At 48.7% G+C, this 13,673-nt stretch carries 13 protein-coding genes; 1 reads left to right on the top strand and 12 read right to left on the bottom strand.

The window, feature by feature from the left end; all coding sequences use genetic code 11:
* Nucleotides 1-58 precede the first annotated feature (58 nt).
* From AC3WTJ_RS14355 to AC3WTJ_RS14335, 5 genes are all read right to left on the bottom strand, one after another.
* A complete protein-coding gene (locus AC3WTJ_RS14355; protein WP_246069314.1) occupies nt 59-928 on the bottom strand; it encodes a carbohydrate ABC transporter permease in 870 nt (289 codons plus the stop codon).
* Between the two features lie 31 nt (nt 929-959).
* On the bottom strand, nt 960-1,841 hold the full coding sequence (locus AC3WTJ_RS14350; RefSeq protein WP_127457874.1) for a carbohydrate ABC transporter permease: 882 nt from the start codon (nt 1,839-1,841) through the stop codon (nt 960-962).
* An 82-nt stretch (nt 1,842-1,923) separates the two neighbouring features.
* Nucleotides 1,924-3,282 carry an extracellular solute-binding protein gene (locus tag AC3WTJ_RS14345; protein ID WP_407869667.1) on the bottom strand — a complete coding sequence of 453 codons (1,359 nt, stop codon included), beginning with the start codon at nt 3,280-3,282 and terminating at the stop codon, nt 1,924-1,926.
* Between the two features lie 108 nt (nt 3,283-3,390).
* Nucleotides 3,391-4,200, bottom strand: a complete 810-nt coding sequence (locus AC3WTJ_RS14340; protein WP_492522355.1) for a response regulator transcription factor — start codon at nt 4,198-4,200, stop codon at nt 3,391-3,393.
* A complete protein-coding gene (locus tag AC3WTJ_RS14335) occupies nt 4,166-5,959 on the bottom strand; it encodes a sensor histidine kinase (RefSeq protein WP_492522354.1) in 1,794 nt (597 codons plus the stop codon). The genes AC3WTJ_RS14340 and AC3WTJ_RS14335 overlap by 35 nt, the downstream gene beginning before the upstream one ends.
* Before the next feature lie 767 nt (nt 5,960-6,726).
* Between AC3WTJ_RS14335 and AC3WTJ_RS14330 the strand changes: the two genes are divergently transcribed.
* Nucleotides 6,727-6,954 (top strand): hypothetical protein, encoded by a 228-nt coding sequence (locus tag AC3WTJ_RS14330; RefSeq protein WP_492522353.1) that lies wholly within the window; start codon nt 6,727-6,729, stop codon nt 6,952-6,954.
* A 68-nt stretch (nt 6,955-7,022) separates the two neighbouring features.
* On the opposite strand, the gene AC3WTJ_RS14325 is transcribed toward AC3WTJ_RS14330, so the two are convergent.
* From AC3WTJ_RS14325 to AC3WTJ_RS14295, 7 genes are all read right to left on the bottom strand, one after another.
* Nucleotides 7,023-8,132: a nitric oxide synthase oxygenase gene (locus tag AC3WTJ_RS14325; protein ID WP_492522352.1), complete on the bottom strand. Its 1,110-nt coding sequence runs from the start codon at nt 8,130-8,132 to the stop codon at nt 7,023-7,025.
* A gap of 66 nt (nt 8,133-8,198) precedes the next feature.
* Entirely contained in the window at nt 8,199-8,528 is a 330-nt protein-coding gene (locus AC3WTJ_RS14320; RefSeq protein ID WP_492522351.1) for a hypothetical protein, read from the bottom strand.
* Between the two features lie 16 nt (nt 8,529-8,544).
* Nucleotides 8,545-9,243: a pirin family protein gene (locus AC3WTJ_RS14315; RefSeq protein WP_492522350.1), complete on the bottom strand. Its 699-nt coding sequence runs from the start codon at nt 9,241-9,243 to the stop codon at nt 8,545-8,547.
* Nucleotides 9,244-9,411: 168 nt separating this feature from the next.
* Nucleotides 9,412-10,374 (bottom strand): glycoside hydrolase family 43 protein, encoded by a 963-nt coding sequence (locus tag AC3WTJ_RS14310; protein WP_492522349.1) that lies wholly within the window; start codon nt 10,372-10,374, stop codon nt 9,412-9,414.
* 60 nt (nt 10,375-10,434) lie between these two features.
* On the bottom strand, nt 10,435-11,274 hold the full coding sequence (locus AC3WTJ_RS14305; protein WP_492522697.1) for a carbohydrate ABC transporter permease: 840 nt from the start codon (nt 11,272-11,274) through the stop codon (nt 10,435-10,437).
* Nucleotides 11,275-11,283: 9 nt separating this feature from the next.
* A complete protein-coding gene (locus AC3WTJ_RS14300) occupies nt 11,284-12,168 on the bottom strand; it encodes a carbohydrate ABC transporter permease (RefSeq protein ID WP_492522348.1) in 885 nt (294 codons plus the stop codon).
* 99 nt (nt 12,169-12,267) lie between these two features.
* Nucleotides 12,268-13,572, bottom strand: a complete 1,305-nt coding sequence (locus AC3WTJ_RS14295) for an ABC transporter substrate-binding protein (protein ID WP_492522347.1) — start codon at nt 13,570-13,572, stop codon at nt 12,268-12,270.
* Nucleotides 13,573-13,673: the final 101 nt, after the last annotated feature.

The following is a 13,673-nucleotide window of genomic DNA, read 5'->3' as shown; positions in this document are numbered from 1 at the left end:
ACAAAAAAATAAACCCCCGATAGACGAGAGTTTCAAAAGTGGACACCCTATGATTTTATTACCCTTTAACAGAACCCGCAGCAATACCTTCCACGATGCGATTGCTGAGCAACAGGAAAGCCAGCAGAATCGGCAAAATACTGATCATCAACGTAGCCCCGATAGCTCCCCAGTCTGTCGTATATTGACCGATGAAATTTTGCACCCCGACGGTTAGCGTTTTATATTTCTCGGAACTAATGAAGGTATTGACGAAAATAAACTCGTTCCAATTGTAGATCATATTGATAATAACAGCCGTGGAAAGCACCGAGACGGTCATCGGCAGCGTGATGCTGAAGAACATGCGATTCACCGAGCAGCCATCCATGACAGCCGCTTCTTCCACCTCACGAGGCAGTGTGTAGTAGAATCCGAGCATGATCATAATCGTAATCGGCAGATTGAACGAGATGTACGACAGGATGATGGATAATGGGTGGTTGGTCAGATGTGTTTTAGTGAAAAAACTGAACAGCGGGATCAGCGTCGAGTGCACCGGAATCATCAATCCCACCATGAACAGCCCAAGCACGAAGGATTGGAGCTTCCACTTCATCCGCGTTAATGCAAAGGTGACCAAGCTGGCCAACAATACCGTAACCGCTACAGAAACCACTGTCATCCAGACACTGTTGAAAAAGTAATTATTGATATGTCCCTGCGTCCACACCTTCTCATAATTTTCCCAGCGCAGCCGTTCCGGAAAGGCCATAGGCGCCAGATTAAAGATTTCTTCGTTATTTTTTAACGAAAACAGCATAAGCCACAACAAAGGAACGACCTGAATCACAGCAACGATGGTCAAAATAGCATACAGCACGCCATATCCAATCCGTCCCGGCAGCTTGCTCCGCATGATTTGAGGCTGCGCTTGACGCTCAATCATTTCGATATTCATCTTAATCAAGCTCCTTTCGTTACGAATACTGGATGTTATCCTTGGATGCCGTTGCTTTGCGAATCAGCCATGTCACAACGAGACAGATGATCAACAGGAAAAAGCCAATGGCGCTGGCGTAGCCGAAATCGTAGCCTTTGAACGCCTTACGGTACATGTAGGAGGCCATAACTTCACTGGCACCATTCGGCCCCCCGCCTGTCATCACATAGATTAGGTCAAAATATTTCAGCGACCCTACAACTGCAAGGACTACGGTCACTTTCATGACTTCGGCGATCAGAGGAATACGAATGGACAAGGCAATTCGCCATGGGCTGGCGCCGTCAATGCGCGCGGATTCAATCAGCGAACTGGGCACATTTTTCAAAGCGGCATAGTAAATCAGAATGTAGAATCCCGCGTACTGCCACAGGATCGGAATAAAAATTGCATAGAGAACGATCGATGGATTCGAAAGCCATTCAGGTGTATGCTGGACCCCCAGCGACGTCAGGATATGATTGAGCATCCCGTTCGTCGGGTGGAAAATTTTCAGCCATAGTTGGGCAATTGCTACTGAGGACAGCAGCATCGGAATTAAGTATACTTTGCGAAACAGATTGGCTCCACGAAGGTTGGCCGACAGCACCAGCGCTACCAACAAGTAGACGAGCAAGCTCAACGCTGAAAAAATAGCAAGCAGAAAAGAATGCTTCGCACTGCTCCAGAACAGCTCATCACGAAGCAGCTCCATGTAATTTTGCAAGCCGATAAAACTCATTTTACCGACGCCGTCCCACTTCATTAATCCGTAATAGCCCGTCATGACGATCGGCATGTAGATCAGGGCCACAACCAGAAGTAACGAGGGAATGACGTACAAAGCGATCATGGATTTATTGGACATGACTTTATCCATAACGGACACTTCCCTTCCTTACCGATAAAGGAAAAGGACATACCGCGTGTCGGGGTATGCCCTTCCCACTCGATTCATGTGGTTACTTACCTTCTTTGGCCAAGGCTTCTTCATGCTTTTTCGCAAACTCTTCCGGCGTGACTGCTTTGCCGAACAACGCTTGAATCATGTTCAAGTGAACTTCAGCGGAAGCCGGTTTCATCTGTACGTCAGCGAACAAGGTGATGTTGCTTGCTTTATTAAGTTCATTTAACAAATCAATGTACATTTGCGGCAGCTTCACCTTGGAAGTATCTACTTTCGTCGCCGGGATCACACCCGCTTCGGAAATCGCGTGCTCGCCCCACTTCTGAACGAAAAAGGAAACGAATTTCTTGGACTCCTCTTTGACCTTCGAGTTGTTGGCAACGAACAAGCCTACGCCCGGTCCGCCAACCCAGCTGTCCAAGTTCCCTTTGCCGCCATCTACGGTCGGGAATTTAAAGAAGCCGATTTGATCTTTGAACGCTTGTGGAACATCTTTATTCGTTGTGTAATTCGGCAGTTCCCATGTTCCCATCATGTACATAGCCGCTTTGCTGTTCATGAATTCCGCTTTGCCCTCATCGTTGGAAAGTCCGTTGAAGCCTTTGTTGAACCCGTTCATATCAACCAGTTGCGTAATTTCGGAAGCTGCGCGAACCAGGCCAGGATCATTGAATGAACCGGTGCGGTCAATGGCTTTCTTCAACGTTTCCGGTCCGCCGATGCGATCGGCCAGGTACATATACCACAGGGACCCGGTCCAGCGGTCCTTGTTCCCAAGCGCGATTGGGGCAACACCGTTGGAGCTGAGCGTTTTAACCACATTTTTAAATTCATCATAGGTTTTCGGCACTTGCAGGTTGTATTTCGCGAAAATCGCTTTATTGTAGTACACCGGCACGATGTTCAATTCCACGGGAAGCCCGTAGGTTTTGCCGCCAAAAGCATAGGCGTTCGTCGTTCCGTTCACGAATTTATCCTTCAAATCGCCTTGCAGCAGGTCGTCTAGCGGAGCGAACATGTCGCCTTTTACATAAGGATCCATGTAGCCTGCAGCCCAAGTGAAGCCTACATCCGGTAATGCGTTGGAAGTGGACAGGACCTTCATTTTATTTTTATACTGCTCATTCTCAAGCACTTCTTGTTCAATTGTCACATTCGGATTTGCCGTTTGATACTCTTTAATGATATCGTTTACAATTTTGTTTTGCGTTGCGGAGTTACCGGTCGGCCAGAGGTGCATCATTTTGATCGTTACTTTCTTAGCTGGTTGCGCGCTTTCTGCGGCTGCCTTGGCTGTTTCTTTGGCAGGCTGCGGTGAGCTGGCGCTCTCTGTCGTAGAACTGGAGCACCCGGATAGAACCAAACCGAGACTAAGCATCGTCGTCATCGTCCATGTAAGCGTTTTTCTTGCCATGCGTTGTTTCCCCCTTAAACTATGTTTGCTACGAGTATTATTGTAGCGCTTTCATTACGACGGCAGGGAGTAACGGCTATCGGGAAATATACCACTATTTTTGGGTATCTAATTTTGGGTTTCTATGTTCTCCTCGTTCTCATTCGCCTGCTTACGGTATTGGTTCGGACTGATACCTTCATAGTCTTTGAACAGTTTAATAAAATACTTCGATGTCTGGTACCCGACCTGTTCGGAAATGTCCGCAATCGTCAGCCTGGTCTGCAAAAGCAGTTCCTTCGCTTTCTGAATCCGGCTCCTCGTGACATATTCACTGAAAGTGAAACCGGTCTGTTCCTTAAAAAGAGCACTGAAATAGCTCGGATTCAAATGGATGTGCCCAGCCACCTCGCTCATACCCAGAGGTTCCTGGAGATGCTCCTCTACATAGAGTACGGCTTGCCTGACGGGAGGGCTGTAATTCATGGAGACGGTTTTGGCCTGCATGAGCCGGGAATCGACCATTTTCTCCATCGTCTCCACGCGCCCGCGTTCTTCTTCAATCTGCAGCGCCTGCTCAACGGCTTCTAGGAGCTTGCTCTTTTTGATCGGCTTTAGCAAATAGTTTACGACCCCTAGCTGAATGGCAGTTTGCGCATATTGGAAATCGGGATGCCCCGAGATGACGATAACGACAGGCTTATGCCCTGTATTGCGCGAGTCCTCTACGACTTGCAATCCGCTGATCTCCGGCATGCGAATATCAGTGATAAGCAGATGCACCGGGCGGGCATTCAACACTTCCAGCGCTTCAGCTCCGTTGCTGCTGCTTAAGATGTGATAGCGGCCGATCGACCAGGCTTCGAGCGTTTTGCGGATGCCTTCTCTCGTTAGCGGCTCATCATCAACGATCAGTATGGTTTTGCTTGGTGGAATCATCGTTATCCTCCTTATGAATCGGAATGTCGAAGCTAACGCTTGTCCCTTGGCGCGGAATACTATGGATGGACAAGCCTCTGCTGCCCTCTGCGAGTGCTGGGTAATATAACTGAATGCGGCGCTGGACATTGGAAATTGCCATGCCCTTTCCTTTACCCGACGGCGCGCCTCCACGTTCCATCGCATCCTTGACGGCTTGGAGCGTCTGTCCGCTCATCCCCGGTCCGTCATCGCTGACCGTGATTCGCAGTTCCGCAGCTTCCAAAGGTGAAGGCTCTACGCGGATTGTGATAAGACCAGGATCCGTTTTTCCTTCTAAACCGTGTAGGATTGCATTTTCTACGAGAGGCTGAATTAGCAGTTTGGGGATCAGGACATGATTGTACGCATCGTCAATGTTGATTTCCCAGACCAGGCGGGAACCGAACCTCACACCCATAATGCTCAAATACCGCTTAATGTGCTCCAATTCCTCTCCCATCGACACCCATTCATCCTTATTTGGGCTGCCGATCACATAACGGAACAAATCGGACATCGCAACAACAAGATCGGCGAGTTCCTCCTCATCTTTATCCTGCAAAGACCAGTACAAAGCTTCCAGCGTATTGTATAAAAAATGCGGATCAATCTGCGCCTGAAGCGCTTGCAGTTCCGTGCGGCTTTGGATGACCTCTTTTTCATAAACCAATTTAATGAGTCCGTTGATATTGTCTACCATTTGGTTATAGGTCATATTCAAATCGTTCAACTCGGTTGTATACGTTTTCGTAAGGTTCGGCGTCAGTACGCCTTGCCGCGTATTTCTCATGGCTCTCATAAGCCTTAGAATAGGCCGAGTAATCATCATCGAGAGCAAAAATGAGAGAATAATGAACAACACCGACCCAATCGCCCCGGATACGATAATGGCCCAGCGCAGAACAGAAATCCCATCGGTAATATCGCTGACCGGATACAAAATCATAAGTGTCCATCCGGTTTGTTCCGATGGCTGCTTCACCAGAATATAGCGCTTCTGTTTGATCGTTACCGTCTGAGAGGTAGTCTGCATTAACTCGCCCACACCGTCCGTAACTTCACCATCCGGTATGATCGGTGTTCCTGAGCTGTCTGCCAGTACCAGCAATTCCTGGTGACTGCCTGTATCCGTTAACTGTTTCTGAAAATCAAAGTAGCTGCTGTTAATTCGGACAAGTAAATAACCGCCATTCGAAAACCAACGGTCAATTAAGTTGATCCGTCGAATCGCTAGAACCGTACCGGGTTCCTTTGGATCATTCCCGATCCAGACCAGCTTCCCTTTTTCCTTATCCGCTTGCTCGATCCAGTTGTTGTCCACCCGATCGGACATTTTCTGATCGTCCAGTGGGAACAAACGTACAAATCCCGTCGTGTACAGCTCCACATTGCTTACACCGCTATAAGATTGTATATGATTGGCGATCTTCGACAACGCCTGCCTCTCGCCAAAGGTCACCTCTTTACCTTGCACATTGGAAAGAAACAGCTGCTGTAGATAGGCGTCATTGACAGCCTGCAGCGTTAGCGTGTCAATTTGCGTGAGGATCGCTTCGAGTCTGCCGTTCGCCTGCGAGGCGATTTGCTTCATCTGTGTTTCCGCTTTCGTGTTCAGGAGGGTGGACACCGAGTTGAACGTAATGGCTCCAGCGCAAATTAGCACGATGATCATAACGAATACGAAGCCGGCCAGCATTTGATTGCGCAGTGTATTCCAATTAGCCACCTTCTGCCACATGTGGGGTTCCCCTTTTCTCTCTGGATTCGTGCACATGTTTCTCGCCAAATCATACTACAGACGTGTGAAATTGCCTACCAGCTTTCGTTGATTAAAAATAAAGTTAGGCCACGCCGGGAGTTGGTGACCTGGACTTAGTGCCAGTTCAATTGTGGTGGTTCAGTTGCCATAACTGCTTGCGTCGCATCAGATGGGCTGCGGATGTGTGTGCTTCATTGGATGAAATCCACTGAAGAGGCTTCATGAGAAGCCAAATGTGTGATTTCATTGGACAAAATCCAACCACTTCTACGCAAATCCGCGTATTTGAGGCAATAGTTTGCTGCCCCGTTGGATTTACTCCAATGAAGCGTGCGATTTCATTGCCAAAATGGGCTTGTCATTGGAATTCCTCCAATGGCGGTTTCCAATAATGGCATCGGCCTCTCTATGTTGTATTACGTGCAACAATATGGCCTCAGTTTGGCCGTTATCGCCTTCTACGTTGTATTTTGTACAACGTTTTGGGTGGAATAGCGCGATTTTGCGCTATTTGGGTTGAATTCATTGTACTTTGTGCAATGAAGAGTGGTGGGGTGGGGGTTAATGCTGTTCTATGTTGTAGAAAGTACAACAGAGACATGGGGTGCGGGGGATTGCGCGGGGCGGGCAGGCTGAGCGGATAGGTTGCTTAGTGCGAGGCGGCATTCGGAGCAGATGGGTTACTTGGTGTGAGGCGATCATGCTGAGCGGATGAGTTACTTGGTGCGAGGCGGCATTCGGAGCAGATGGGCTACTTGGTGCGAGGCGGCCAGCCTGAGCGGATGGGCTACTTGGTGCGTGGCGATCATACTGAGCGGATGGGTTACCCGGTGCGAGGCGGGCAGGCTGAGCGGATCGGTTACTTGGTGCGAGGCGGGCAGGCTGAGCACATGGGTTACTTGGTGCGACGTGATCATGCAGAGCAAATGGGTTGCTTGGCGCGAGTCGGGCAGGCTGAGCGCTGGGTTGCTTAACGCGACACACTCATACATCGAGCAACAACAAAAAAAGCAGGCCGCCTAAGGCACCTGCTCCCCTTAATCTACTCTTCATCCCGATAAAAGAAATTGGGAAGCTTCACTTCATTGCTATAGTGCTGATGAAAAATATGCGTCGTCGCCGGAGAAAGCGGCGGGATCAGCCACGTCCAGTCGCCTGTGACCTCACGGCTCGCCTTTTCCTCTTTCTCCTCGAACCGTTTGAACTGCCGCGCTGCGGTATGATGATCCACAATGGCTACGCCCTGCTGCTGGAAAGAATGCAGCACAGCCACATTCAACTCTACAAGCGCACGATCCTTCCAGAGGGAAGCGTCGCGCCGAGTATCTAACCCCATCACTTCCGCTACACGCGGCAGCATGTTATATCGCGCTTCGTCAGCGAAGTTACGAGCCCCGATTTCTGTACCCATGTACCAACCGTTGAAAGGAGCCGCCGAGTAGTGAATGCCTCCGATCTCCAGGTACATGTTAGAAACAATCGGCACCGCGTACCATTGGAGGCGCAAATCCGCCATTGCCGAGATATCCGGATGCGTGATAGTGACTTCCTTGACCAGTCCGCTCGGAATTTCATAGAATTTCGGCGTGTTATTCCCCATCTGAAGGACTAGCGGCAGGACATCGAAAGACGTTCTCGCTCCCTGCCACCCAAGAGATTGGCACATGGCCGTGATCTGCAAAGAAGCCGGATCGCCCACAATGCCATCCTCCGTCTCATAACCTGCATATCGAATTAGCTGTGCATTATGAATAAAGGCCCCCGGGCCTGCCGTTGCCCCTGCCCCCTGCACAGGTGAAAATACCGTAATCATCGGGCGAATTTTCCCGTCATTCGTCGCCGTCTCAATATGCCGGAAGAGAGCTTGCGCCATCTCATCTTCCGTTGCCGCATGACGGGCATCCTGCACAGTCAGCGTCTCCCAGAACAATCGCCCGATGCAGCGATTACTGTTGCGCCAGGCCATTTTGGCCCCATGCTCCAGCTCTTGCAGCGTGTGCTCGTAGGAACCCTTATACCCGATGGAACGGGTAATTTCGGCTATGCGAGCTTCCATCTCGCTTTCGCTTTTGCCTAGTTCAGCGTAACACTCTCTAATAAAAGGAACTGCCTTCTCCAACAGTTGATCCTGTACATCCTGCACTTCTTTCATAGGTGTAACTCCATTCCGATTCATAGAAGCTCCCTTGGCCTTCAAGCCTTCAGGGCTCCTTATCTATTACAATTGTGCGCTAAAATGCTCCGGTACATAGGCGATTTGAGAGCCGGCAATAATCGTCAACTCGCCCTGCTCCTCTGAATAATGAACGGCGTCATCGCCAACATAGAACCATACTTTCCGTGTGGGTTGATTCTCAAACGCTTGAAAAACAAAAACATTAAGTTCATCTTTCCATTTTAAAAGCTCAGCAATACGCTCCCTATCAATCTTCACGGTAAAAACCCATTGGTTTTCTACTTGCTTATACAGATACTCAACCGGCTGCTTGCCTGTATCGATAAATGCCCGGCCGCCCACCGCATGTTTCACCAAAAATTGTTCCTTCATCTCCGCAGCCTCCTTGTTATGGCAGATCGATTACCATGAAATGCGCATCTTCCGCAGCACGGAGCACAAGCGTCGACTCCGCCTCCATCCGCGCACTGTCCATAGTTTCCAGCTGAGCCTGATTGGCCTCTAATTTCCCGCTAATGACCATAAGGAAAATACGCCGATTCTCGCCCTGATTGAAGATCAGCTCTTTACCAGCTTCCAGCTTGCTGAGATAGATGCTCATATCCTGATAGATTTTCGCTTGGTGCTCGCCGCCTTCAGGTGTTACGACCGGCAGCAGGGCATTCGTCATGGCCTCCGGCACATAGGTCACATTCTCGAAGGACGGCTCCGTGCCCCGCTTCGCCGGCATAAACCAAAGCTGGAACAAGCTGAGCGGCTCCGAATCCGAGGCATTATATTCGGCATGAATCACGCCGCTGCCCGCTGACATGCGCTGAACGCCGCCAACTGCCGTAATCGCCACATTTCCTAAACTATCCTCGTGCTTAATCGCTCCGCTGAGAACGACGCTGACAATTTCCATATCGCTGTGCGGATGAGGACCAAAACCGCGGCCCGCGGCAATTTCATCATAATTGCAAACGCGCATAACCCCGAAACCCGTATTATTTTCATCAAAATAATCACCAAACGAAAAGCTCTTATACCCTTTGAGCCAGCCTAAATCTGAACTGTTACGCGTATGTGCAGGAAAGACTTGAATCACAGCTATCGCCTCCTTTATGTAGTACTCTAAGCTTATCATATTGTGATAATCGACTTCCATGTCGGAACCGTGGCGGAACGGTTGCAAAATAAAGGCGAGGCGCCAAGGGAACAAAAAAAGCCATCCCTCGGCCCTTTCAGACCTTTCGGAACAGCCCTTATCTGCTTTCTAATCGCCAAGCACGGAACCTGCAAAGTCCGGTGTGCCGTCCTCATGCCACTTCAGTACGCGGACAAATGTATGGCGATTGGGATCGTAAAGCGGATCGCCTTCAATCTCTTTGTAATTCCTAGCGTGGAACACGAGAATATCTTGTGTACCATCTTCAGACACGGTAAAACTGTTATGCCCAGGCCCATAAAGGGAGATGTGCTCATCGGTGGAGAGAACCGGCGATTTTGATTTTGACCACGACTGCGGGTCCAACAAATCCGCGTCTTCGTCTGCTGTTAACAGCCCCATGCAGTAATTGAAGTCTGTTGCGCTTGCGGAAAAAGAGATGAAGATGCGTCCATTGGCCTTTAATACCGCTGCACCCTCATTCACCTTGAAGCCGATGATTTCCCAATCATACTGCGGCGTCGTAATCATAACCTGCTTGCCTTGGAGGGTCCAGGGGCTGCTCATTTCCGAAATATACAGGTTCGAATTTCCAACAATGTCAGGATCTTTCTGCGCCCAAACCAAATACCGGATTCCACGATGTTCGAAGGAGGTAGCATCCAACGCAAAACTCTCCCACTCGGTGCGCAGCTGCCCCTTCTCCACCCACTCCCCTTCCAGAGGATTGGCTGCATCATTTTCAAGAACAAACATCCGGTGGTCAAATAGCCCTTCATTCGTTTCAGTCGTTCTAGCCGCAGCAAAATAGATATACCATTTGTCCGCTACAAAATGGATCTCCGGCGCCCAAATATTGGCGCTTAGAGGGCCTTCGCTATATTTCCGCCAGGCTACAACTGGCTTCACCTCACTTAAACCTTCGATTGTCGCAGAGCGACGCACTTCAATGCGATCATATTCCGGTACCGACGCTGTAAAGTAATAAAATCCATCTGTATGCTTATATACCCAAGGATCAGCACGCTGCTCCAAAAGAGGTTTGATGACGTTGGTTTCCAAGTTTTTCATAAGTTAGTCTCCTTTAACGCTATCTGTGAATATCAATTTGTCAGTTTGTCAGTCCCACTGTCAGCCTTTCACACCGCCAACCGTAAGCCCCGATACGAAAAACCGTTGGAAGAAAATAAAAACAATTAGGATCGGTACGATCGCCAGCACGGACCCGGCTATAAGAATATCGTAGTTGTTGCCGTAAGGCGTGACTAAGCTGGATAGGCCGATGGGCAGCGTCAGCTTCTCACCTGTTTTGAGCACAATTAGCGGCCAGACAAAGCTGTTCCAGCTGGCAAGAGCCTGCAGGATGGCCATAGCCCCGAAAGCCGGCGCCATCAAGGGCATCATGATTTTGAAAAAGATCCCGTACTCCGAGCAGCCGTCAATTCTCCCCGCATCAAGGAAATCCTTCGGCAGTCCAGCCGCATATTGCCGGAAAAAGAAGATCGGCAGCGGCGCTACGACAAATGGCAGAATAACCCCGGTATACGTATCGATTAAACGGAAGCTGATCATCTGCTTATAAAGAGGGAGCATAATAATTTCAACGGGTACCATCATGACCAAGAGCACGAAGAGGAAAATGAGATTTCTCCCGACAAAACGGTACATCGCCAGCCCGTAACCCACCATAGAGGATAAAAGTAAACAGCATACGGTATAAACAACCGAGATCACGATACTGTTCTTATACCATATCAAGTACTTCTTGGCGGAGGCAGAAAACAGAAACGAATAGTTATGAAAAGATAACAGTTCCGGCTGCAGCTTCACATTAAGCCCGTAACGCAGCATCTCTTTGGATGGTTTTAACGAGGCCAAAGCCAGACTGTAGAACGGGAACAAAGCGAGAATCGCAAGTACGGCAAACAGTAAGAACAATAAGGAGGATTGAAGGAATTTGTTTCGTTCCATTTGCATGTCCTAGTCCTCCTTTTTAAATAATCCGAAAAATTTTAGCTGAATGACATTCAATACCATCGTAATCGCTAACAAAGTAATGCCAATGGCGGAACCGAATCCCAAATTATTTCGCTCGATACCTTCCCTGTAGAGCAGGCCAATCATCGTCAAACCAATGTCATTGGGGGAGCGATTGCCATTCCACAGAATGAAGCTCTCGGTAAACATAGAATAGCCGCCATAGATAGAAATCGTAATGACATAAATTGCAACCGGCTTCAATAAAGGCAGTGTAATGCGCCAGAAGCGGTTCCATTTGTTCGCGCCGTCAATTTCCGCCGACTCATATAGCTCATGCGGAATGCTTTGCAGCGCTGACAAGAAATAAATGATATTGACACCGGTAAAACGCCAAGTCGCCAGTATGACCATGACAAGCATGCCTGTCGTTGAGCCCGCAAGCCAGTTAATGCTCGGCAGGCCTAACAAATGACGGAAACCGTTCATCACAGCCTCGTCCAAACTGCCGAAAACAAGCCGGAATATCGTCCCCGCCACAACAACAGAAGTGAGTGACGGAATAAACAAAGCAGAACGGAAAAAAGCGCTCGCTTTGGTGAGCTTCCCGTTAAGGAATACAGCAAGCACAAGGGGCAGCGGGATTAACACCAGAATGGTCCAGAACGTATACCTGCTGCTATTTTTCAGTGCCGTTAAAAAAGACTCGCTCCATAAATTTTTATAATTGGCCAGCCCAATGAAATGCGTTTGACCCGGAAGCACCTCTTGGAAGCTCATGACCACCGTCGTTACTACCGGATAGGCAAAAAATATGAGGAAAGACAATACAAAGGGCAAAACAAATACATAGGGAGCTACCCGGGAGGAATACAGAAATTTACTCATATCGACTATCGCTACTCCTCTCTAGAAGCGCTGCCGGCTTCATCTCAGCCGTATCATTCAGCTCAGGCAAAGCCAGCAGCGGAACGCGAGGCGTTCGAACTACTTGATATTTTTCACGGCATCGTCCAGGACTTGTTTCGGATCCTTCAAATCATTCAGCGCTTGGAAAATTGCTTTTGTCTTCAGGTAATCGGAAACGGCCGGCGTCTTCTCCTTAATATTCGTAGGCGCAATTTCACCTTTTACAGAAATGAGAACGTCCCACAGATTCTTGCCAAAATATGCGGTGAATTTGTTATCCGCTTTCAGCGCCGGGTCGTTCCACACATCTGAGCGGATCGGGTCAAATCCGAGCTGCGACCAAATCTGGATGTTCCCCTCTTTAGACAATTTGGCATAGGACAGGAATTTCTTAGCTATGTCTTGATTCTTCGATTGCTTCGTAATGACCGTTCCCGTGCCCCCCATTCCGGAAGAGCGCATCTCGCCTTGTTTAAATACCGGCATAGGTTTAATGATGATTTTACCTTTGAGATCAGGCATGTAGTCCGTAAAGCGCCCCATATACCACATCGGCATCCAGACCGAAGCTGCGCCGCCTTTATTCATAAAGCCGTAGTATTCTTCGGCATGATGAAAGCCGCCCGGAGCCACAATAGCTACTTTCTCCTTCACCAGCTTTTGAAGGTAAGACAGCACATCCGTATTCGCTTGATCTCCCAGTGTTACGTTACCGCTTTTATCCAGAAAATCTGATCCATGCTGAACGACGAGTGGCCAAAAGCTCCACTGATCCTGCGTTTCGACGGTCGTCATCGGCTTTCCGGTTTTTGCGAGAACCTGTTTGCCTGCATTTTCATAATCGTCCCACGTCTTAATGTTATCCGCATTCACACCCGCTTTATCGAGAATATCCTTGTTATAGTAGATGACTTGAGCACCAACGTGGTAATCGATGCCGTAATATTTGCCGTCTTTGGCATAATTATCGAGTCGAGACATGACCAGATTCGCTTTCTCCGGCTCAACGATATCGTTGAGAGGGGTAAGCTGCACATCGCCTTTCAGGAAATTTCCAATCTTGCTGATTTCAATGTCAGCCATATCAGGAGCACCTGTACCGGATTGCAGCGCAACAAGCAGTTTGTTGTGGTTATCATCATAAGGGAACGTTGTCGCTTCTAGTTTGATCGACTGATCAGGATGATCTTTATTCCATGACTCGGCCATGCTTTCAAAAAATTTCTGATGCAGTTCATTAAACGTCCAGAAGCTCAGCTTGACCGGCTCGCCTGGCTTGGTTGCGCTATTACTTTGCGTGGAGCTCGGGCTTGATGTGCAAGCAGATAGTAAAAGCATCGATGCCAGGACCGCAGCTGAAGTTACTTGAAGCTTCCTTTTCATAACAATGATTCCCCCTAGATTGGAATTAACAACTTGTAAGCGCTTTACACATCGAATTATAGTACATAAAATTCCATATTTATATAACCAATTTAGTATAA

This window comes from Paenibacillus sp. FW101-FHT12H11 (assembly GCF_058790355.1).
Note: the sequence above shows the minus strand (reverse complement) of the source record. Positions and strands in the feature narration are given on the sequence as shown.